At 38.9% G+C, this 22,678-nt stretch carries 15 protein-coding genes, 1 tRNA gene and 2 pseudogenes; 15 read left to right on the top strand and 3 right to left on the bottom strand.

From position 1 onward, the window contains the following. Positions 1-223: 223 nt before the first annotated feature. From NYP67_RS06185 to NYP67_RS06135, 11 genes are all read left to right on the top strand, one after another. The gene (locus tag NYP67_RS06185) at positions 224-1,936 is read left to right on the top strand and encodes an NAD+ synthase (protein WP_473411290.1); all 1,713 of its coding nucleotides are present in this window, start codon (positions 224-226) and stop codon (positions 1,934-1,936) included. A 261-nt stretch (positions 1,937-2,197) separates the two neighbouring features. Further along, a complete protein-coding gene (locus tag NYP67_RS06180) occupies positions 2,198-4,573 on the top strand; it encodes a formate acetyltransferase (RefSeq protein ID WP_004132136.1) in 2,376 nt (791 codons plus the stop codon). A gap of 110 nt (positions 4,574-4,683) precedes the next feature. After that, a complete protein-coding gene (gene pflA, locus NYP67_RS06175; RefSeq protein WP_004112608.1) occupies positions 4,684-5,565 on the top strand; it encodes a pyruvate formate-lyase-activating protein in 882 nt (293 codons plus the stop codon). 120 nt (positions 5,566-5,685) lie between these two features. Continuing rightward, positions 5,686-6,057, top strand: coding sequence for a hypothetical protein (locus NYP67_RS06170; RefSeq protein ID WP_346284395.1), 372 nt, complete (start codon positions 5,686-5,688; stop codon positions 6,055-6,057). 179 nt (positions 6,058-6,236) lie between these two features. After that, positions 6,237-7,610 carry an HRDC domain-containing protein gene (locus NYP67_RS06165; protein ID WP_473411289.1) on the top strand — a complete coding sequence of 458 codons (1,374 nt, stop codon included), beginning with the start codon at positions 6,237-6,239 and terminating at the stop codon, positions 7,608-7,610. A 52-nt stretch (positions 7,611-7,662) separates the two neighbouring features. Beyond that, complete coding sequence (gene tig / locus NYP67_RS06160) at positions 7,663-9,021, top strand: trigger factor (protein ID WP_421781432.1); 1,359 nt, start codon at positions 7,663-7,665, stop codon at positions 9,019-9,021. A gap of 150 nt (positions 9,022-9,171) precedes the next feature. Continuing rightward, complete coding sequence (locus NYP67_RS06155) at positions 9,172-10,662, top strand: chloride channel protein (RefSeq protein ID WP_415680629.1); 1,491 nt, start codon at positions 9,172-9,174, stop codon at positions 10,660-10,662. Between the two features lie 35 nt (positions 10,663-10,697). After that, positions 10,698-11,309 (top strand): ATP-dependent Clp protease proteolytic subunit, encoded by a 612-nt coding sequence (locus NYP67_RS06150; protein ID WP_032813113.1) that lies wholly within the window; start codon positions 10,698-10,700, stop codon positions 11,307-11,309. Between the two features lie 5 nt (positions 11,310-11,314). Continuing rightward, positions 11,315-11,983: an ATP-dependent Clp protease proteolytic subunit gene (locus tag NYP67_RS06145; RefSeq protein ID WP_016831437.1), complete on the top strand. Its 669-nt coding sequence runs from the start codon at positions 11,315-11,317 to the stop codon at positions 11,981-11,983. Between the two features lie 147 nt (positions 11,984-12,130). Beyond that, positions 12,131-12,204: transfer RNA gene (locus tag NYP67_RS06140), tRNA-Arg, on the top strand. Positions 12,205-12,310: 106 nt separating this feature from the next. Continuing rightward, positions 12,311-14,647 carry an SHIRT domain-containing protein gene (locus NYP67_RS06135; protein WP_473411288.1) on the top strand — a complete coding sequence of 779 codons (2,337 nt, stop codon included), beginning with the start codon at positions 12,311-12,313 and terminating at the stop codon, positions 14,645-14,647. A 117-nt stretch (positions 14,648-14,764) separates the two neighbouring features. On the opposite strand, the pseudogene NYP67_RS06130 reads toward NYP67_RS06135, so the two are convergent. Further along, a pseudogene (locus tag NYP67_RS06130) lies at positions 14,765-15,094 on the bottom strand (transposase-like zinc-binding domain-containing protein); the annotation flags it as partial. Between the two features lie 1,211 nt (positions 15,095-16,305). On the opposite strand from NYP67_RS06130, the gene NYP67_RS06125 reads away from it, so the two are divergent. The 4 genes and pseudogenes from NYP67_RS06125 to NYP67_RS06110 all read left to right on the top strand — a co-directional run bounded on the left by NYP67_RS06125 (position 16,306) and on the right by NYP67_RS06110 (position 19,237). After that, complete coding sequence (locus NYP67_RS06125) at positions 16,306-18,000, top strand: AIPR family protein (protein WP_102704658.1); 1,695 nt, start codon at positions 16,306-16,308, stop codon at positions 17,998-18,000. A 216-nt stretch (positions 18,001-18,216) separates the two neighbouring features. After that, positions 18,217-18,432, top strand: a pseudogene (locus NYP67_RS06120) (restriction endonuclease); the annotation flags it as partial. Between the two features lie 182 nt (positions 18,433-18,614). Beyond that, positions 18,615-18,920, top strand: coding sequence for a type II toxin-antitoxin system RelB/DinJ family antitoxin (locus NYP67_RS06115; RefSeq protein ID WP_102704656.1), 306 nt, complete (start codon positions 18,615-18,617; stop codon positions 18,918-18,920). Then, a complete protein-coding gene (locus NYP67_RS06110) occupies positions 18,917-19,237 on the top strand; it encodes a type II toxin-antitoxin system RelE/ParE family toxin (protein ID WP_102704655.1) in 321 nt (106 codons plus the stop codon). Before NYP67_RS06115 ends, NYP67_RS06110 begins: the two co-directional genes overlap by 4 nt. Positions 19,238-19,346: 109 nt before the next feature. Here NYP67_RS06110 and NYP67_RS06105 read toward each other — a convergent pair whose 3' ends face one another. After that, the gene (locus NYP67_RS06105; RefSeq protein ID WP_473411287.1) at positions 19,347-20,051 is read right to left on the bottom strand and encodes a hypothetical protein; all 705 of its coding nucleotides are present in this window, start codon (positions 20,049-20,051) and stop codon (positions 19,347-19,349) included. 13 nt (positions 20,052-20,064) lie between these two features. Beyond that, complete coding sequence (locus NYP67_RS06100) at positions 20,065-22,677, bottom strand: DEAD/DEAH box helicase family protein (protein ID WP_415694834.1); 2,613 nt, start codon at positions 22,675-22,677, stop codon at positions 20,065-20,067. Position 22,678: the final 1 nt, after the last annotated feature.

Here is a 22,678-nt window from a genome sequence, read left to right as displayed (position 1 = left end):
TATGACGAGTTAGTAAAGCTAATAAAATCAATAAGATAATCAACAATTATTTTTTGCATTTAGGGCTTGATTTTTTGTTTTTTGCGATTTTTCTACGATTGGCGTTTTGCGATTGTTCTATTTGCAAAGCTAAAACGTTTTATTGCAACATGGCTTATTCAACATGGCTTATTCAACATGGCTTATTCAACATGGCTTATTCAACATGGCTTATAATAAAAACATGACTTCTTTGCGTTTAGCTTTAGCTCAAATTGACACTTGCGTTGGAAACATAAGCAAAAATACGGATGAAATATTGCGATTTTGCAAAGACGCAAGTAGGGGAAACGCCGATATTGTTGTGTTTCCAGAAATGACACTAACTGGGTATCCAATCGAAGACCTTGCTTTGCGTGCAACATTTAGAAAAGCAGCTAATAATGCCGCTTATAGTCTTGCAAAAAGCTTAAAAGATAGCGGATTAGGTGACTTATACGTTGTTGTTGGAACGGTTGGTGTAGACGATGAGTTAGGTAAGCCAAGAAATCGCTTGCTTGTTATTAACAACGGAAAAGTGGCACTTGTTTACGACAAACATTTTTTGCCAAATTATGGCGTTTTTGACGAATTTAGAATTTTCTCTTCTGGAAACGATTGCGGAATTCTAAACGTTAAAGGCGCAAAATTAGGATTTGCGATTTGCGAAGATATTTGGCAAGATGGCGGCCCAGTTGCGCGTCTTTCTAAAGAGGGGATTGATGTTTTAGTAACAATCAACGGTTCTCCGTACGAAGAAGGCAAAACGGATATTCGATTAAAGTTGGCTCAAAAGCGCGCAAAAGAGGTTAATGCTCCGCTTGTTTACGTAAATCAAGTTGGTGCTCAAGACGATCTTGTTTTTGATGGCGGCAGCTTTGTAGTAAACGCAGACGGGTCTTTGATTGAGCGTTCTAAAATGTTTGATCAAGACTTAAGTTTTGTTGATTTTAATACAGATTTAGATGTGCAAAAGTGCTCGACGATTGCGCAAAAATTAGACCCAGACGAAGAAGTTTATTGCGCATGCGTTTTAGGACTTAGAGACTACATGCGTAAAAATGGCTTTAAGGGTGTTTGCTTAGGACTTTCTGGCGGAATCGACTCTGCGCTAGTTGCAACTATGGCGGCGGATGCTTGCGGAGGGCAAAACGTTTGGGGAATTTCAATGCCAAGCATGTATTCTTCGCTTGGTTCTAAAGACGATGCTTGCGATTTAGCTAAGCGCCTTGGAGCACATTACGATATTCAGCCTATTGAGCCGCTTTTTAAGTCATTCCAAAATCAGCTTGATTTACAAGGCGTTGCTGCAGAAAATTTGCAGGCGCGAGTTAGAGGCGTGATTGTTATGGCGTATTCTAATTCAAAAGGTTTGCTGGCTTTAGCTACTGGCAATAAGTCGGAGCTTGCATGCGGTTATTCTACGATTTATGGAGATGCGGTAGGAGGGTATGCTCCTATTAAAGATTTGTTTAAGACTCGCGTTTGGGCGCTTTCTAGATGGCGTAATCGCGCTGCTAAAAATGGCGTAGGTCTTGGAATGTTGCCTATTGCTGGTAGTGAAGATTTTCCTAAAGACAATAATCCTAAAGAAAAGGCTCCAAAAGATGGCATTCTTATACCTGTAAACTCTATTATTAAGCCTCCAAGTGCAGAGCTTAGACCAGGGCAAAAGGATTCTGATTCTTTGCCAGAATACGATTTGCTAGACAAAGTGTTAGAGGCTCATATCGAGCTTGCTCACGGACGAGCGGATTTGCTTGCAGATGGTTTTGATGAGCGTACAGTTGATACAGTTATTAGGCTTGTAGACCGCGCAGAATGGAAGCGTAGGCAGTATCCGTTAGGGCCAAAAGTTAGTGCAATTGCGTTTGGCAGAGATAGGCGAATACCAGTAACAACGGCGTTTAGGGAGTAGGCGAAGGAATAGGCGAAGGCTGGGAACGGATTGGTGAAGCTTGGGAAAAGTCGCAAGCAGCCGCCCGCTCACTACGCGTTGTAATGTGCTAGTTTGAGGATTCAAACTAGCATTTTTTATTAAAAATAAGCTAAAAAACAGTAAAATGTGAGGTAACTCACGTTAAAAATGCCAAAAATCGACGTGTACTGTTTGAACGTTGCTCTAACATAGTAGAGAAGGCGACGTGAAGAAGCGTCGTGGATACGAAAGGAGTCAAATATGGCATCAGTGGATGCATCCGTTCTCAGCGAAGAGGATCTTCGTGCAAAAGCGTGGGATGGTTTTACAAGCGGCAATTGGGAAAAAGATATTGACGTTCGTGACTTTATCCTAAAGAATTACACCCCATACGAGGGTGATGAGACTTTCTTGGCAGATGCCACCGAAAAAACGAAGCATATGTGGAAGTACCTCGACGACAACTACTTGGCTGTCGAGCGTGAGCGCCGCGTATACGACGTTGAAACACATATTCCAGCAGGAATTGACGCAATGCCAGCAGGCTACATTGAAAGTCCAGAAGTAGATAACGTAATCGTAGGTCTTCAAACCGACGAACCTTGCAAGCGCGCTATGATGCCAAACGGTGGTTGGCGAATGGTTGAGCAGGCCATTAAGGAAGCTGGCAAGGAAGTAGATCCAGAAATCAAGAAGATTTTCACCGTTTATCGCAAGACTCATAACGATGGCGTGTTTGGTGTTTACACCAAGAATATTAAGATTGCTCGCCACAACAAGATTTTGACTGGTTTGCCAGACGCTTATGGCCGTGGTCGTATTATCGGTGATTATCGTCGTGTGGCTCTTTACGGCGTAAATATGCTTATTGAGTTCAAGAAGCGCGATAAGGACTCGATTCCATACCGCAACGACTTTACTGAGACCGAGATTGAGCATTGGATTCGCTTCCGCGAAGAGCACGATGAGCAAATCAAGGCTTTGAAGCAGCTTATTAACTTGGGTAATGAGTACGGCTTGGATTTGAGCCGCCCAGCTCAAACAGCTAAGGAAGCTGTTCAGTGGACTTACATGGGCTATCTTGCTTCTGTTAAGAGCCAGGATGGCGCTGCAATGAGCTTCGGCCGTGTTTCCGCATTCTTCGATTGCTACTTTGAGCGCGATTTGAAGGCTGGATTAATCAACGAAACCGATGCTCAGGAAATCATTGATGCATTGGTTATGAAGCTTCGTATTGTGCGCTTCTTGCGTACTAAGGATTACGACGCAATCTTCTCTGGAGATCCATACTGGGCAACTTGGTCCGATGCTGGCTTCAGCGATGATGGCCGTACCTTTGTTACTAAGACTTCGTTCCGTTTGCTCAACACTTTGACTCTTGAGCATCTTGGGCCAGGTCCAGAGCCAAACATCACTATTTTCTGGGATCCAAAGCTTCCAGAAGCCTACAAGCGTTTCTGCGCACGAATCTCTATCGACACTTCTGCAATTCAGTACGAGTCCGATAAAGATATTCGTGAGCACTGGGGCGATGACGCTGCTATTGCTTGCTGCGTTTCCCCAATGCGCGTTGGTAAGCAAATGCAGTTCTTCGCTGCACGCGTTAACTCCGCAAAGGCTTTGCTCTACGCGATTAACGGTGGCCGCGATGAAATGACTGGCATGCAGGTTATTGATAAGGGCGTTATTGATCCAATCAAGCCAGAAGCTGATGGAACTCTTGACTACGAGAAGGTTAAGGCCAACTACGAGAAGGCTTTGGAATGGCTTTCCGAAACCTACATTGAGGCTTTGAACATAATCCACTACATGCACGATAAGTACGCGTACGAGTCCATTGAGATGGCTTTGCACGATAGGGAAGTCTATCGTACACTCGGTTGCGGTATGTCTGGCTTGTCTATTGCTGCAGATTCCTTGGCTGCTCTAAAGTATGCAAAGGTTTACCCAATCTACAACAAGGATGCTAAGAATACAGAAGGCCACGAGTACGAGTACATCGAAGGCGCAGATGACGACTTAATCGTTGGCTACAAGACGGTTGGCGAGTTCCCAATCTACGGTAACGATGATGATCGTGCTGATGACTTGGCAAAGTGGGTTGTAAGCACTGTTATGGGTCAGGTAAAGCGTTTGCCTGTGTACCGTAATGCTGTTCCAACTCAGTCCATCTTGACTATTACTTCTAATGTTGAGTACGGCAAGAACACTGGTTCCTTCCCATCTGGCCACAAGAAGGGCACTCCTTACGCTCCAGGTGCAAACCCAGAAAATGGTATGGATTCGCACGGCATGCTTCCATCCATGTTCTCTGTTGGCAAGATTGACTATGACGATGCTCTCGATGGTATCTCTTTGACTAACACCATTACTCCAGATGGTTTGGGTAGAGATGAAGGCGAGCGCATTAGCAACCTTGTTGGTATTTTGGACGCTGGCAACGGCCACGGCTTGTACCACGCAAACATCAACGTTTTGCGCAAGGAACAGCTTGAAGACGCTGTTGAGCACCCAGAAAAGTACCCGCATCTTACGGTTCGTGTTTCTGGCTATGCAGTGAACTTTGTAAAGCTCACTAAGGAGCAGCAGCTCGACGTTATTTCTCGTACATTCCACCAGGGTTCAGTTACTGACTGATTCTGATTGATTTATGAGTGCCGCCGGGAGTGAGCAGGTTTTGCTCCTGGCGGCTTTTCAAATAAAATAGACTTAAAGATTACCAAAGACGGTTATAGGAGGGCATGTAAATGGTTGAAAACACAGCTTTTCGCACTACGACTCAGCACATGTTAAAGGAGTCAAAAGAGTATGCCCGACAAACTTTAATGGGTGGTCTTTCTGGTTTTGAATCACCAATTGGATTAGACAGAAAAGACCGCTTAGTTGCTCTTAAAACTGGCGATATTGGGTTTGTGCATTCGTGGGATATTAACACTTCTGTTGATGGCCCTGGCACTCGTATGACAGTGTTTATGAGCGGCTGTCCACTTCGTTGCCAATATTGCCAAAATCCTGATACTTGGAAAATGCGCGATGGCAAGCCAGTTTACTTAGATGCAATGATTAAAAAAGTTGACCGTTATCAAAGTCTTTTTAAGGCAACAGGCGGCGGAATCACATTTTCTGGCGGCGAGTCCATGATGCAACCAGCTTTTGTATCTAGAGTGTTCCGTGCTGCAAAAGAGATGGGCGTGCATACTTGCTTAGATACTTCGGGCTTTTTGAATCGCAATTATACAGATGAAATGATTGACGATATTGATCTTTGCTTGTTAGACGTTAAATCTGGTATTGAAGAAACGTATAAAAAAGTAACTGGTGGCTTGCTTCAGCCAACTATTGACTTTGGTCAGCGATTGGCGAAGGCTGGTAAGAAGATTTGGGTGCGTTTTGTGCTTGTTCCAGGTCTTACAGACAGCGAAGAAAACGTTGAAAAAGTTGCTGAGATTTGCGATTCGTTTGGGGATGCTGTTGAGCATATTGACGTGCTTGGATTCCATCAACTAGGCCGCCCAAAGTGGCATGAGCTTAGGATTCCGTACCCTCTTGAGAATCAAAAGGGGCCTTCTAGGGCGCTTAAAGAGCGAGTTGTAAACCAGTTCAAAGACCACGGTTTTGTTGTGTATTAGGCTGCATTTAGACTGCGTCAAAATGTAACTGTAATTTAGGCAATCTTTGCGTATTGTATTGTTTTTTTGAAGGATTTTTGTATAATTATACAAATACCCTTTTTAGAGAAAGGATACGCAATGAAGCGCAGAATAGGTTGTTGGATTGCATTAGCTTTTGCATTAGCGTTAGCTATTTTTGCACGGTGTAACGATCAGTTTGGCCTTGGCACAGCGATTATTATTTTAATTGTTTTACCGATAATTTTGTTGCCGATAAATATCGTTGCGGCTTTCGATAAGAAACCTCTTATTGAAGTGCCGATAATATCTATTGCCATAACTATTGCTACAGAACTTGCCACTTTCCCAATAAGTGATTTAGGTTTACATGCTCTCTACGTTATTCCAACAGTTTTAGTTTCGGTAGTCGCATTTACTCTTACTAGATTCCTTAAAACTAAACTTGTTAAGCACATAAATGGCGAAATAGCAAACAATAAAACAGATTGATTATTTAATTGATTACTTATTTGTGATTAGTCGTAGTTGTGTGCGAAAGTTGAAGCCGTGTTAAAAGATGCACAATCTATAACACGGCTTAAATATTTTTTACGGATATTTTGCAAAAAGTACAGAATATTTTGCAAAAACGTAAGAATTTGGCTAAAGCGTACAATCGGGAGGCGTTCTTGAATAAGGAACCAAAGCTCTTAAAAGAGCCTAGAGAAGGAGTTCCAGAAGTCATTGATACGCTTGAAGCATATAAAGAATATTGTAATTTGTTAGCAGCAGGGTCGGGTCCTTTGGCTGCAGACGCAGAGCGTGCATCTGGTTTTAGATATGGTCACGAAGATTGGCTGATTCAGTTCAAACGCAAAGGTGCAGGAATTGGATTGCTAGACCCAATAGCGCTAGGAAAACTTGGCGTTGATTGGAATGAATTTAACAAGGCAGTAGGGGATGCGCCTTGGATTATTCACGATTCGATGCAAGATTTGCCAGGGTTTTTCGATATTGGTTTGCGTCCGCGTGCTTTGTTTGACACAGAAATCGCAGCTAAATTACTTGGCAGAAAGCGCTTTGGCTTAAGCTCTGTAACTGAATATTATTTGGGGCTTACTCTTGCAAAAGAACATTCTGCAGCGGATTGGTCGTATAGACCTCTTCCTAGAGATTGGCGAAATTACGCGGCTTTAGACGTTGAATTGCTAATCGAATTAGAAGAAGTAATGAGCAGCGAGCTTAAAAAGCAGGGCAAGCTTTTATGGGCAAATCAAGAGTTTGCACACTTATTAAGTAAAGGCGCACAAAAGAAGGCTCCTCACCCAAATCCTTGGCTTAGAATATCTCATATAAGCGTTCTTATGCACGATAAAATCGGCTTAATGATTGCAAAAGAGCTGTGGCAAAAGCGAGATGAGCTTGCTCGTCAATACGATATTGCGCCAACTCTATTGCTTTCGGATGCTGCGATTATTGAAGCAGGCAAGCGAAAACCAAGTAATTCTAGGGAGTTTCGCTCGATTCGCATTCTTAACGAACGCGTTAGGATTCACACGGGCAGCGAACAAGACAAGATGTTTGAACGTTATGCTCCAATTCAGCGCAAAATCAAGCCAAATGTGTGGAAAGTCGTTATAGAAGACGCGATTAGTCGCGCTAAAAGTGGGGAAGTTGCTATTGTTTCTAAGCTTGATGATTCAAGTAGTAAATATGGCAATTACTGCGATTCTAGCGATACTGGAGATTCCGCGGATTCTGGCGATTCTGCGGATTCTAGCGACGCACAAGAATCGCAAGCAGCTCCACGATCTATGAAGTATTGGCGTGATCATCATCCCAAAAGATATGAGCGCTTACAAAATGTAAAGCAGTCTTTAATCAAGATTGCAGAAGATACGCATACGCCTACGGAAATCATTATTAAACCACAAATTATTCGCAATCTTTGCTGGCAAGATAATATTGAGCATATTAACGTTAAGGAGTTTCTTGTAGAGCAGGGCGCAAGAACGTGGCAAAGCGATTTAATTGCAGAGTCCGTAACTCGCGCTATTATGTAACGGTTGTGCCATATGGCAGAAGCTAGAAAACGTAATTTCAGGAGCATGAAGCGTGAAAATCAGCGTCAGGAATCTTGAGCCAACTAAGGTTAAGCTCACCATTACCGCAGATCTCGAGGATTTTGAGCCATTTATGGATCAGGCTCGTAAAGAGATCGCAAAGCAAATCAATGTGCCAGGTTTCCGTAAGGGACACGTACCAGGCAAGATTGTAGATCAGCGAGTTGGCTTCGGTGCTGTTGCCGGTGAAGCTGTAAATTCTGCTGTTCCAGAGCTTTATTCTAAGGCTTTGGAAGAAAAGAAGATTCGCCCAATGGATCAGCCAGAATTTGATGTTCAGGAAGTTCCAGAATCTGCTAAGGATGAACTTAAGCTTAAGTTTGTTGCAACTGTTGAGCGTCGCCCAGAGTTCAAGCTTAACAAGTTTAAGGGTGTAGAAATCGAAGTAGAGAAGCCAGAAGTTAAAGACAGCGATGTTGAGGCTCGTCTTGAGGCTTTGCGCGCACGTTTTGGCACTCTTGTTGGTGTTGATCGCCCAGCTAAGAAGGGTGATTTTGCTAACATTGATTTGGAAGCTAAGATTAACGACGAAGTTGCCGATTCTCAAAATGGCGTAAGCTACGAGCTTGGTTCCAACACTATGCTTGATGGTTTGGATGAGGCTTTGGAAGGTCTTTCCGCTGGAGAAGAAACCACTTTTGAAGGCACTCTTGAGGCTGGAAAGAACCAGGGCAAGAAGGCTCAGGTTAAGGTAAAGGTTAACTCCGTTAAGGCTCAAGAATTGCCAAAGCTTGACGATGAGTTTGCTAAGGAAGCATCTGAGTTCGACACTTTGAAGGAGCTTAAGGAAGACGTTCGTAAGTCTTTGGAGCAGGCAAATGAAGGCCGTCAGGCAACTCTTGCTCGCGATGCTTTTATTGCTAAGATTCAAGAAGAAGTTGAAATTCCTGTGCCAAAGGGTGTTAAAGATAAGGCTGTTGCCGAGCACCTTAAGGGCATGACTCCAGACCCAGAAAAGGCCACTAAGAAGCAAAAGGAAGAGGCTGAAAAGGCTGCAGAAAAGGAGCTTCGCGACCAGATGGTTCTCGACGCTTTGGCAGAAAGCCTCGATGTTTCTGTTTCTCAGGCAGACGTTACCAACTTCTTGGTTTCTGTTGCTCAGCAGTACGGAATGGATCCAAGCCAGTTTATTAACGCTATTGTTCGCAATGGTCAGCTTGGTTCTGCTGTTCAAGAAGTTGCTCGCTCTAAGGGCTTGCTTGCTGGCATGCGTGCTGTAAAGTTCGTTGCTGGCGGAGAAGCTCTTGATTTGAGTGCTTTCTTGTCGGAAGATGAAGAGCCAGAAGATGAAAGCGTTAAGGCTGCTTCTGCTGCTGCAGCTGTTGCCGATGAGCTTTCTGCTGAAAAGTAGTTAGAGTCTTCTAAATTAGAATCTTCTAATAATCTTGTTATTTAAGGCCTAGTGGAGTATAGCTCTGCTGGGTCTTACTTATATTTAATTAAATAATTACTATATAGAATTACGATTATTATAGAAAAATGTTAAGAATTGCGAGACATTATGGATAGTAGTGCTAAAACAAAGCATGAATCTTGTTGCAGATTTAGCAAATTCGGCAAATCTTGCAAATTATTTAGTTTTGCAATTCTAGTAGCGCGTTTTATTGCAGTCTCTGTTGCTCTTGGCGTTCTTGTTGGCTTAGGAGCAACAGTTCTTACGCTTATTTTTTACGCTGTACAACACCTTGCTTTTGGCTCAATTGAATCTGCTAAAAATACTGTATTTTTAGGGCTTCCTTGGTATCGATACGTGCTACCTGGCACAATTGCTATGACTATTGCTGCACTGGCTTGGTATTTTTTGCGAAAGAAGGAGAATCCTCCTCGAATCGTTACTATTCCACAAGCTGTTAGTGGCAGTAGAATGCCAATTTTTTCTACTATTGCACATGTTTTATTACAAATCGGCATTGTTGGCTCTGGAATTTCAATCGGAAGGGAAGTAGCTCCTAGAGAATTAGCTGCAATGATTGCTCAGCGTTGCAGCAGTATTTTTAATGTGTCTGTTAAAACTCAGCGTATACTAGTTGCGTCTGCTGCAGGTGCTGGCTTGGCTGCAGTGTACCACGCGCCTTTAGCTGGCACCGTGCTTTCTTTAGGTTTGCTTAGTAAAACTCAAGGTTTTGGTTTTTATGCGTGGCTAAATCGCGAAAATGGCTCTGTAATAGTTAATGCACTTAAAAATATTGCGCGCTCGGAGCGTTTGCATTGCTTGCCTTTTGCTCTTGTTATGAATTATGTTGCTGCGTTTGTTGTTGAGTTTTTATTGCATCATTCTAGATACTACAATATTTCGCAATTTTCTTGCGTGTTTTCTTGGCAAATTTGCGTTTTAACTGTTGTTGTTGGTGCAGTGTGCGGCTTAGTTGGTTACGTTTTTCGCTTGGGTATTATTTGGTGTAGAACTCATGCTTTGCGTGGCATACAAATGCTGTGTTTTATGCCTGTAGCTGGCTTAGTTATTGGTGTTGCGGCTTGTTGGTTTCCGCATATTATGGGGAATGGTAGGTCGCTTTCTCAGCTTGCTTTTTCTGTAGCTAGTTTTCCGTATTTGGCAGAAAACTCGCATATTGTTACTATTTTGTTGCTTCTTGCGCTAATGAAAATGGCTGCTACTTTGCTTGTTTTGCGCTATGGTGCTTCTGGAGGCGTATTGCAACCGAGTATTTCAACTGGCGCTTGCTTTGGTGTGATTTTATACGCTATTTTTTCAACGTCTGGTTTTTTGCAAGTTTTTGATATTTCGCAAGTTTCCGCAATTTCTGTATCTATTATTGGCGCTGCTTCTTTACTTGCGTCTTCTAGAAAAGCTCCGATTATGGCGTGGCTTTTAGTTGCGGAATTAGTAAATGCACCGTTTACATTACTTTGTCTTATGCTATTTGCGGTGATTGTGTCTAGTTGCGTGTCTAATTGCGTATCTAATCGCGTGTCTAATTGCGTTAAGCGTTTTACTTCACATTCTTGTTTTGCGGTCACGCGCACACGATAGTCTAGATGTATTCAAAATGTTTGTAAGGAGATAAGGTGACTGATCTGTTTACGGCTTCTCCCGTTATGCAAGAAGGGGAGCCACAAAATCCAACGGATTCGATTTTTAATCAACTCTTAAAAGATCGTATTATTTGGCTTGGCTCTGAAGTCAAGGATGAAAATGCCAATATTATTTGCGCTCAGATGCTTATGCTAGCTGCGCAAGATCCTAAGAAAGATATTTGGCTTTATATTAATTCGCCAGGTGGTTCTATTACCGCTGGAATGGCTATTTACGACACTATGCAGCTTATTGAGCCAGATGTTGCTACGATTGCTGTTGGCATGGCTGCTTCTATGGGTCAGTTCTTGCTGAGTTCTGGCACGCCTGGTAAGCGTTTTATAACGTCTCACGCTCGCGTGCTAATGCACCAGCCTTCTGGCGGTGTTGGTGGCACTGCTACAGACGTGCGTATTAATGCTGAACTTATTATGGATATGAAGAAAACTCTCGCTGAGCTAACGGCTCAGCAGACTGGTCATACTGTTGAAGAGATCTACCGAGACAACGAGTATGATCATTGGTTTACTGCTCAGCAGGCTTTGGAGTATGGCTTTGTAGATAAGATTGTTACCACTCCAGCTTCTATGCGTGGGGAGGAGTGATTTTAATGGCAAGTGAAGAAGCAAAGTTTGTTGCTCGCGCTAAGCGTTTGGGCGGATTTGGTCAGACCAGTGGTGTGTTTACGAATCGTTATGTTTTGCCTCAATTTGGCGAGCAGACTCCTTATGGTATGAAAACGCAAGATCCATACACTAAGCTTTTTGAAGACCGCATTATTTTTATGGGTGTTCAGGTTGACGACACTTCTGCAGACGACATTATGGCTCAGCTTTTGGTTCTAGAAAGCATGGATCCAAGTAGAGATGTAATGATGTACATTAACTCTCCAGGCGGTTCTATGACGGCTATGACGGCCATTTACGACACCATGCAATACATTAAGCCAGATGTGCAAACGGTGTGCTTGGGTCAAGCTGCTTCGGCTGCTGCGATTTTACTTGCTGCTGGTGCTGCTGGTAAGCGCATGATTTTGCCAAATGCTCGCGTGCTTATTCATCAACCTGCAATGGGTCAAGATTTTGGCAAGGCTACAGAGATAGAGCTTCAAGCTAAGGAAATGTTGCGTTTGCGCGAATGGTTAGAGGCCACTCTTGCAAAGCACACTGGCCAAAGTGTTGAGCGCATTCGTAAAGATATTGAGGTAGACACTATTCTTACCGCTCCTCAAGCTAAAGAATATGGTATGGTAGACGAGGTTCTGGAGCATAGAGCTTAAGGATTTTATGTTTTAGATTCTTATGTTTTAGATGCAGACCCTGGCTCTGGCGACACGCCAGGGTTTGTATTTTTGTAAAGATGGTTGTATACTAGTCAAGTTGCCAAAAACAACGGAAAGTTAAAGTTCCAAGTTTTTGGAGAACATGCGCCAGTAGCCCAACGGATTAGAGCATCTGACTACGGATCAGAAGGTTGCAGGTTCGAATCCTGTCTGGCGCACGATACACGCGGTTTTTGCCGCGTTTTTTTTTTATACGCGTTTTTTTTTATAATGGTTGTTATCAAAAGTGATTGATTAATTAATTGAAGAAAAGAGGCATGGCTTATGCAATCTGAGAAAGTTAATCGTTATAGTTTGCGTAAGTTCGGACAACATTTCGTTTCTGCTGTGGTGGCAGTTGTAGTGGTTGGAATTTTGTCCTCTGGAATGGCTCTATCTCAAGCGACACTTGCTCACGCTGACATGGTGGGTAAAGATAATGATTTAAGGAATGGATTAGAAAGTCACCATACCGCAGATTCTGAAAACAGAACTAATCCTTTAACTAAAGACGATGAAGGCTATTATGGCCTTATGAATGAAAAAACTTTAGAAAATCTTTATCCAGAAGTTTTTTCAGATGAAGAACTACAAAATGCTGAAAAAGAAAAAGACGATAAAGTAAAAATTTATTTCACTCCAAAAGGAAAAGACTTTAACCCAAAAGGAAAAGATACCAAACAATTAACATTAAGAGGATGGGGAGGAAGATTTGTAGATTGGTATCCACAAGATGGAACAGTTGATTACTTTATCTTTTTACCAAAAAGAAATGTAGGCCTTGCAAGAGCGCAAGTTGGAGCAGTTTATCACGCTTTTAACACCTTAGAAGAAGGTAATAAAATTTCTTTTAATGACGGTAAATATGCCGAAACACCTTTTGAGCTTTCAGTAAATAAAAAAATTATTGGTAAAGATTTAAAAGAGGAAACTAAATTTAAAGTAAATCCAAAGCAAACTCGTGCCTTTATCAGAGTTAGTTATCAAGTAACTAAAAAAGACGATGCACTATCAGAAGTTTTTTATGTAGATAGATATGGAGAAGGAAATACTATATTTAAATTTTTTGTAACTTCTGTAGATGCAGATTTTCGCTTTGTAGATGATAGTAGTTATAGAAAATTAACAAATCAAAAACTATCTTCACCTCTAAAAGAAAGAAGTGAAAAAGATAAAGATTCCTTTTCTAATGAAGCTTTTAAAAAACTTGATCTAAAAGATATGCTTGACATTGTTAAAACAGATAAAGCTTTCTTTGGAAATAATCCAGTTTATAAAGCTAGATTGTCCACTCCTTTATTGTCATATGAGGGTGATGAAAAAAGTTCAATAAAAAGACCTACTTTAGATCAGCTGAAAGCAAAAACAATTCCAGGATATATTTACTGTGATAATGATATAGATAAGCCAAAAACAAAAGAATTTAAAAAAGATGACGCTACAACGAAAGAAAAAGGCAATCATTATTTAACTTATGGCTATGATAACGATAGAAATATGTTGACTACAAAACATTATTATGTCACTTATCGCGCCATACCAACAGAAATTGTTGTTCGTCAATTTAAAGAAGATAAAAAAACATCTTTAGATAATAGTTTTGATCTTTATCGTGTAGAAGATAATAAAGAAGTATTAGTTAAATCTGCTATTAAACCTAATCATGCTCGTGTGAATGAAAAAGAAGATACTATTAATTCTATAGAAGAAATGATGACTGAAAACACAATAAATGATGCTGGATATTACGAAACAAATAATCTTCTTTATTTAGAACCAGGTAAATATGTTTTGAAAGCAAAAAAATTAACAGAGCCATACTATAACGAAAAAGAAAATCAGGAATTTACAGTTGGTCTTTTAGATAGTAGTGACAAAAAAACAAGAATAGTCGTAGACTTTAATGCTGGTTTAAAACATAAAGTAAACTATAATTTCAACTCAAAAGATGACAAAAAATTACCAGATGAAGTTACAAACTTACTGCCAAAAGATGAAAATAAATATAAAAAAGGCGAAAAAATAACTCCAGCTGATCCAACGCAAAAAGAAATATCGGTAGACGGAGGGAAATGGACATTCATAGGATATGATACTGAAGAGCAAACAGTAGAAGATAAAGATTTAACATTCACAGGAACATGGAAATTCACTAGCATAAAACCTCTATCTACCCTAAATGAAGCACCAAATCTACAAGTAAAAGACGCCGAAATAACTGTAGGAGAAACTTTAAACCTTAAAGACTTAATAATAAGTGCAACAGATAAAGAAGACGGCGACTTAAAAGAAAAAGTAGAAATAGTAGATAAAGGTGGTTTTGATAATAACAAAATCGGTACATATAAAATTACATATAAAGTAGCAGATAGCAAAGGAGCAACTGCAACAAAACAAGCGACAGTAACAGTAAAAGAAAAAACAAAATCAAATCCGCGGCCGCAGCTGAAACAAGAGTCACAGCCGAAGCAAGAGACAGTGCCGCAGTCGAATCCGCAGCCACAGTCGAAGCTCAAAACCACTTTACCACGGACAGGAACGACCGTTAGTAGCTTAGTGTTGATGGTAAGTGTATTAGTTGCGATGGGTGTTCTGCTTCAAGTAAGTAAACGAAAAGATTAATGTTTAATAGTTGAATGCCTCTATCTGTTGATAGAGGGTTTATAGGCCAAAAGGTGTGTAAAGCTAAGCTGATGAATATTCTGGAAATAGAATTAGTCAGCTTGGCTTTTTGATAATTACTTGTATTACAGCGTTACGTCCTAAATGAATACCATCAACATGAATGTAATCATAAACTTCATCCACGAATGGTACTTGTGGCCATAAGTCCCATAAAAGCTTATTTTTACGTCGTAGTATACGGGCTGAGAAGTCGTATGAATACTTATCTTGAGTTTTATTAGATAAAAGCCAATTTAAACTAACTGTTAAATCGTTTGATTGTTTATCATACGCCCTACTTTTAGAAGTTCCGCAGTTAGAACAACGGTATCTAGTAGTGCCAGCATTGGTGTGACCATTCTTGCTCATTTTATGATGACAGTTATTGCATAGTGGGTTATTCATACAAATGAAGAATAACCCACATTCGATATACATTGAGCCTTACTGCCATAAGGGTTATGAGCTTATTTTTTACGCACTTTTTGTCCAGGTGGAGAATGTGCAGAAAACAGATTCGATTACCGCAAAACGCTTGTATTGCAATGCGTGATACATGATTTCTTACACACTTTTTGGCCTATAACCCAGCATACGGTGCCCTGACCATTTTTATGAGGTGTGCGGAGTGAAAGAGTATAAAACATTTAATCAACAGCTAGCAATACTACGAAGTAGGGGTCTAGTTTCTTAACTCTTGTATGCAATGAAACTTTTCCTTTTGTACTCTGAAACTGTTTGCTTTCTGTTCACGTTGAGAGTGTCGTATTGATGTCAAAGGCTGATTAGGTGGGTGCATTTTTTGCTCTTATGTAGCAGGGGCTGGCGAGGGCTATCGTTAAAAGGTTTAATGCGAAGTAGCTTTAAGCTGGGTTCTCGCGGTCTTTGAGAGTGATTTTGCTGTTTGAGGGAAGATATCAACGCTCTAGGGTCGAGTGCACAGGATGTTAACGTACTTCGCTTGCGTTGAAAGCACACTGTGCTTTCAACTTTGAGCAAGCTCAGCGAATCGAAGTGCATTCGCGAATTATATTTAATCGCTCATGCAAGTCGATTCGCCACTTTGCACCCACCCTGTGAAGTGGTAAATTTATGCATAAGGGAATGTACTGTATCATATGGGGGGAGAGATAACTTTACTCAAAATAATACAAAAATCTACACTTCACTCTCTTCAAAGAACTTAAAATAAAGAATTTAAGAAAAATCAAATAAAAATAATTGTTGTTCTAGCTAATAGAAAGGCCAGTTTTTTATTTTAAAGGTGCCTTTTCAATGATAAGGGTGTTAAGAAACTCGTAAGGGGTGTTTGCACAGGAAGAATCTAATATTGATATTGTTCATACTTTGGAATTTCATTATTAATGAAAAGCAAAAAATACATGCAAGTAAAATACAATGGGATATGAGTTTTAAAAATGAGATATATGTCAATAAGGCAGGTGTCAGAAAAATGAGGGATATCAGTTAGACGAATTCAAGTGTTATGTAGCGAAGGTAGAATTGCTGGTGCAATAAAAAGGTTCATATTGGGCAATTCCGGAGAATACGAATAAGCCTAAAGATAAGGGAATCAAAATTAGGAAATATATAAAAAATAGAGTGGAGGATTGAAAATGGCAACTCAGCTGACAAATAATCAAATATTATTAAAGGAATGTATTAAACAAGAATTTGAAGAGAGTAGTGGGTATAATGATATAAGCACTTATTTTGAACATTTTGCAGCTTCACAAGTATTAAAAGATTTTAATCTTAGTGATGAAGAAATTGATAGTGGTAATTCTGGTGGTGGTAATGATGGAGGATGTGATAACTTATATATTTTTTTGAATGGTGAATTAATTACTGCCGACCAAGTAGACGGATTGAATGCTACAAAAGGGTCTTATTTGGATTTTTTCATTTTACAGTCTAAAAATACTACTTCATTTGGAGAAGATGCTTTAATGAAGTGGAAAACTGTCTCTGGCAATCTTTTAGATATGTCAAAAACATTAGATAGTTTCTCAAACAGATACAACGAAACTACGATTGAATCTTTTGGACTTTTTAGAGATGTTATAGCCAAGTTGGTTAGAAGTCAAGTCAAGGTGAGATTTTTCTATTATTATATTACTTTAGGTACTGAGATTCATTCTAATGTCACTATGCAAGCAGAAGAATTAAACACACTTGTTAAAGAGTATTATCCCTCATCAGAGGTTAATGTGCGTTTTATTACCGCTGATCAATTAATGGATATGTACAATGCGGATAGTGAGACAAGAGTTAATTTGGAATTGGCGGATCAGCCGATTTCATTAAGTGAAAATGAGTATATTAGTTTAGTTAAATTGGGTACATATTTTAGATTCATTACAGACGATAATCTATTTTTAAGAAAAACATTTTTTGAAGCAAATGTTAGAGACTATCAGGGTCATAATAGTGTTAATTCCTCTATTGCTAATACGCTAGAGGGTGAAGGGAACGAGGACTTTTGGTGGCTAAATAATGGGGTGACAATTCTTTCGACAGATATTAAATTAATAACAAATAAATCTTTGCAAGTTGTAAATCCTGAAATAGTTAATGGATTGCAGACTTCAAGAGAAATATATAATTATTTCTCAGAACGAAGTGGAAGAATTGATGAAGATAATAGGACAATTTTAGTTAGAGTTATAAGACCTGAAAGTGAGGAGTCTAGAGATAATATTATTTTTTCTACTAACAATCAAACAAGCATTCCGAAATCGTCTTTAAGGGTAACTGATACAATTCATTTGCAGATTGAAATGTATTTCAAAAACAGGGGATTGTATTATGACAGAAGAAAGAATTATTATAAAAATCAAAAGAAAAAAGCTGTCGATATAATTAGTGTTTCCTTTCTTGCTCAATGTTTAATTTCGATTGTACTAAGAAAACCTGATTTTGCGAGAGCAAGGCCATCAACATTGTTAACAGATGAGGGAACATACAAATACTTATATGAAGATAATCAAGATCTAGAAGCATATTATAAGGCTGCTAGCATAGGAAGAAGGGTTCAAAATACTTTAAAAACTTATAGGAGTATGACTAACACTGAAGTAAATGACATACTTTTTTATGTTATATATGCAGTTGTTGCTGACGCACTAAAGAAGAAAGAATTAAGCTTTATTGATTTAAAAAACTTTGATTTGAATAATATAACAGAAGCTTCTATAGCTAAGATTTCTAATAAAATATACCGAAAGTATAAAGAACTTGGTGGAAATAGTAGAATTGCAAAAAGCAAAACTTTTATAGATAATGTATATATATTGTTTGATTTAAATTAAAAATATTTACTGACTACTCTAATAGTTATAGAAGCCTACGGACTAGATATCTGCAGGCTTCTATAGATTTATGTGAACTTTTCTTCATATATTTTTATGGCTGTTTTTTTTTGAGTCTTTTCTATGAATGTATAGCTCTGAGTTTTTTCCTTATTCAAATCAATCTTTTTTATAATTTCTCCTTTAGTATAGCCAGCGTATAGTAGTCTAGTTGGTGCAATTGCTGGTAAGCAAGTGCATGGTCTTTTTGTTACAACGTCTAGGTTTTCGCAGAAAGCTAAGGATTATGCTGACAATCATCATATTATTTTTGTTGATGGTGTGAAGCTTGCAAATCTTATGACTAAGCATAATTTTTGTGTTTCAACAAGAAAAACGTTTGAGATTAAAACGATTGATACTGATGCTTTGCTTGAATATCAAGATGAGTAGTGTTTTTGTGTAAGTTTTGTGACTTGATTTTGTTATGTTTTAAGTTTATTAGCTGGTTTCTTACGGTTTTTGAATGCGATTTGGCTTTTAATATTACGTATAAGTGTAATTTTCTAATGCTAATGTTAATGCAATGCCAATGCAATGTTGTATAATCATCGTAAGAAATAAGGGGTGATTGTATGGCGAAAACAGCTAACTTGTATACTCGTATTGATCCAGAGTTAAAAGAGCAGGCAGAGTATATATTGAATTCTTTGGGTCTTCCTCCTTCGAGTGCTATTACTATGTTTTATAAGCAGGTTGTTTTACAGCAGGGGCTTCCTTTTGATGTGAAATTGGGTTATAGAGAGCCGCGTGATGTGAGTTCTATGACTCAAGGTGAGTTGAATGATGAGTTGGAAAAGGGTTATAAGTCGGTTTTATCTGGTGATGTGAAGCCTGCGAGTAAGGTTTTTGAATATTTGCATAAGGAATTTGACTTATGATTTACACGGTGCACATTTCGCGTGAGGCTGAGGAAGATTTGCGTGGTATTTATGCTTATATTGCGTTTAATTTACTGTCTTTGAAAAACGCGCAGGGGCAGGTAAATAGGTTGGAGAAAGCAATATTGACTCTTGATGAGTTTCCTCTTGTGCATCGTTTAGTTAGTTTTGAGCCATGGAGAAGTAGAGGTTTAAGATTTATGGCGTGTGATAATTTTCTTATTTTTTATTTTGTTTTTGAAGAAAAATATGAAGTTGTGGTTTCTCGTGTGCTTTATGGGAAAAGAGATATTGAGAAAGTTATAAATGGCAATTAAAGTTTTAACGATTGCTTTTCCTATCGTTAAAAGTGCACACACTTTGCACCCACCTGTTTATGTTCGGAAATGTTGATTTTAAGAATATTGCAGTGGGATTATCTTTTATTCACATGTTCGGCTTAAATTTGAAACCTTTATAGCTGCTTTTGGAAAGATTGAAAGTGTTTCCATGTTGCCTACGTGCAAGTAACTCAGTTATTTTATCTATGTCAGTTAATTTCATTCCAAGATGCAAACATTCCTGTTTGATTTGTTCAGTAGTAACCGCCTCCCATCGTGCAGGACATTCCATAAGGTCGGATTTCAGTTGTTCAACTTCGTTCCATTTCATACATTGAGAATATCCATCAGCCATACCAGCGAGATAAGATAAGATATCACTAATTCCATTAGGTAATTTACCGAGTTCAAAATCATCGGTAGCTGTTGGTTTAACTATTTTGTTGGGTAGAAGAATGATAGGTTTAGCTATCGTCATCCAATCTTTATCTTCACCCCATTCAATAACCGCTAAGGCATCTAACTGAGAGTGCCATAAATTACTTAGTCTTTCATGATTTGGCCAAGCATATAATACGCGACCAGTAAGATACTGACCGTCATTTTCTCGCCACGAGTAGTGCTTAACACCTTTAATCTGAATTAACTGTTTTATTGCACTATTTTCAAAATACTTTCTAGGTGTTATTACAGTAATACTGCCACCAGATTGTTTGCGTAGCCAAGTGATTGCTCTCTCAGCTTGTTTTTCTTTCGTATCGTCTTTATCGCATAAGCGAGAAAGAGCAACTGGATAAGTATTTTCTATCACTACTATTACCTCACTATAATTTTGATACTAAATCGTTTAGTGCTTTGTCGAATTCAGACATTCTGTTTTCTTGATTAAAGAATGGAAGACCTATAATCTTGTATCCTCTTCCTAGAATATCGTTAATTTTGTAGTTGTTCTCAATCTGCCCTAATAATTTTTCTTTCCACTCATCTTCAAATAAAAGTTGACTACCTTTAGGCTCAACATATGCTTGATATGTTTTAACATCCTTATACTCTTTCTCACGAATAAAGAGCAAGAAATCAGGCTCAAAACGTTCGCCTGAATCAAACGAATAAATGGCAAGCTCAGGGATTCTCTCATTCCTAATAAGATAGTATTCAAGTCCTTTTGCTTTAAGCTTCGGCTCAATAGTTGACTTAAAATATTTTACTAATAGTTTTTCTTCGCTCGTACCATAATTGTCCGTAAAAACGTACCAAGGTTCATCAACAAGATTCATGCGATAATCATCGTTAACGCAGTTGTTTTGCGAGTCACCATGACCGCCATCTGCAGTAATTGAATTAAGCGATATCTTTTTGTTATGTAAAACATTTTTAAGCATATGTGGCTTAAACACAGTACTTCCAACAAACTCTTGTTTAATAGTCGCAATATATGATGCGATTTGCGAAAAAGCTTTCTTACAAGCTTCAAATAAATCTTTACCGCTTATACTATCTTGAGTTTGCGTAATCTCTAAAATAGAATTTCCAAGATAATTATCCGAGGTTAAAAACTCTTTTAATGAAGTAACATTAGGATATTTATCTTTTATAACATTAAAGCAGAGTTCTGGGTAGCAGGATGCTGCGCCAGATAAAATATTATAATCAATATCCTTAAAAGATTTCGATACTGGTTTTGCAATTAAATTATTAACATTCTCAGTTTCACCAAAAAGGTTTACTACTTTCCCGTATACAGATTTTTGCGAGTAACGGTATATTTTTGTTTTCAAGCTATCTTCAATAGTTGAAATATTCGCACGTCCTCGAGGCAAGCGTTCATTAGAGTAGACGTATGATCTTTGGTAAAATTCAGAAGTCTTAAATTCTTCTTTAAGCGTATATTCACGAGTAATTGGGTTTTCTGCTTGCAAACCAGTAACAACAAGCGCCTGTTTCAACTCAGCAATGTAGCGTGAATCGTTCAGACTATGGAAAAGCATTGTTTCCAGAATACGATAATCGTTCGTAAGATCACCATCGAACTTGCGCTTAAACTTAAGGTCAACATCGCCTCCATATACGAATGGACAATAGCGCGCTCCACGACCAATCAGTTGAGCTTCTTTAATCGTATAGGAGCCAATCTGACCTGCTTTACCACTGCCTTGTCGGCTATCATACAAGCGCACTATGTCGAAAAGATTTAATACATCCCAGCCTTCGTTGAGCATGTCAACAGCAAAAATAAGTCGTATGTGATTATTTTTATCTTCGAGTGAGTTCACTTTAATTTGGTTAGCGTCGTTATCGTCTGAAGACCCATTCATGATGATTGTGTTATCTTCAGCAAAAGAGTTCTTAAGACTATGCTCCAGGTTTTCGAGGGTGTCATCTTTTTCTTCAAAATAAGCTATAGCCTTAGAAAGAAGCGGAATATTAGCGCTGCGTAAAGCCATGATTTCATAGCTTGTGAGCTGATTTAGCTTTTTGAAAAACTCATCATGGAAAGCTTCAGACTCTTTAATCTTTTGCGATTTAAGCATAATAACTGGTTTAATATTCAGTTTTAAGTCCGCAAATAGGTAGCGACGATATTCACTAAGAATAAGAGCTATAAGCGTGCGATCCCAGAGATTCGTATCGGTTGCAAAGTTTTGGAAGTCTTTAGTGTAGCCACTTTCACGGAAACGTTCTAGTGGATAGTTGTAAATGATTTTATCAGTATATTTTGCAAGTACGTTTTTATCTTTAAGATCAGCTGTAGCTGTAAATTCAAGTAGAACACTGTCTTTATTGGAGCTAAAAGCATTATTAACCGTGTATTCCCAGCTTTTATCAGCATCTTCTTCAGTGCTAGTCTTTTTCTTCGTATAAGAATTAATGTGATGGCTTTCGTCCGAAATAAAAACGATTTTATCATTCTCAAAATCAGCGTAAGTTGGCGCGTTTTCTTTAGCAAACCACATATCCGTATGTAACTTTTGCGTGGTAGTAAATAGCAGCTCAATATCATCATCTAGAACCGTGTCGCTAAATCGGTCTACTTTTTTCACTTTAATTTTTGTACCAAGATAGGAAAGATTATCAGCAAAAAGATACTTAGATGAAAGCGTGTTCAAAAAGTTTTCTTCCGTCTTTTTCAAAATATTCGTTTGGTTCACAAAGAAGAGGAACTTGCGATAGCCTTTTGTGTAAAGATAGAGTATAAGCCCTGCCATCATCACCGTTTTACCAGAGCCTGTTGCCATGTGAAAAAGAGTATGAATCTGCTTATTCTTATGCAAAGCGTCTTTTTTAAAGTAAGTAACGAAATATTGGAAAGCTTCTTTTTGGTACTCTCGCAAAACAATATTTCTAGATAAACTATGCTCAATAATATCTGGCATAGGTGCAAGCTCATTAATCTCTTTAAGTGTATCGAGTTTTTCGTATAAGAATGATTCAGCCATG

The sequence above is a fragment of the Gardnerella sp. c23Ub_4 genome, assembly GCF_055804115.1.
Note: the sequence above shows the minus strand (reverse complement) of the source record. Positions and strands in the feature narration are given on the sequence as shown.

Coding starts and splice junctions, on each gene's coding strand:
- NYP67_RS06185 (WP_473411290.1), top strand. CDS start 224: ATGACTTCTTTGCGTTTAGCTTTAGCTCAAATTGACACTTGCGTTGGA.
- NYP67_RS06180 (WP_004132136.1), top strand. CDS start 2,198: ATGGCATCAGTGGATGCATCCGTTCTCAGCGAAGAGGATCTTCGTGCA.
- pflA (WP_004112608.1), top strand. CDS start 4,684: ATGGTTGAAAACACAGCTTTTCGCACTACGACTCAGCACATGTTAAAG.
- NYP67_RS06170 (WP_346284395.1), top strand. CDS start 5,686: ATGAAGCGCAGAATAGGTTGTTGGATTGCATTAGCTTTTGCATTAGCG.
- NYP67_RS06155 (WP_415680629.1), top strand. CDS start 9,172: ATGGATAGTAGTGCTAAAACAAAGCATGAATCTTGTTGCAGATTTAGC.
- NYP67_RS06145 (WP_016831437.1), top strand. CDS start 11,315: ATGGCAAGTGAAGAAGCAAAGTTTGTTGCTCGCGCTAAGCGTTTGGGC.
- NYP67_RS06135 (WP_473411288.1), top strand. CDS start 12,311: ATGCAATCTGAGAAAGTTAATCGTTATAGTTTGCGTAAGTTCGGACAA.
- NYP67_RS06125 (WP_102704658.1), top strand. CDS start 16,306: ATGGCAACTCAGCTGACAAATAATCAAATATTATTAAAGGAATGTATT.
- NYP67_RS06115 (WP_102704656.1), top strand. CDS start 18,615: ATGGCGAAAACAGCTAACTTGTATACTCGTATTGATCCAGAGTTAAAA.
- NYP67_RS06110 (WP_102704655.1), top strand. CDS start 18,917: ATGATTTACACGGTGCACATTTCGCGTGAGGCTGAGGAAGATTTGCGT.
- NYP67_RS06100 (WP_415694834.1), bottom strand. CDS start 22,677: ATGGCTGAATCATTCTTATACGAAAAACTCGATACACTTAAAGAGATT.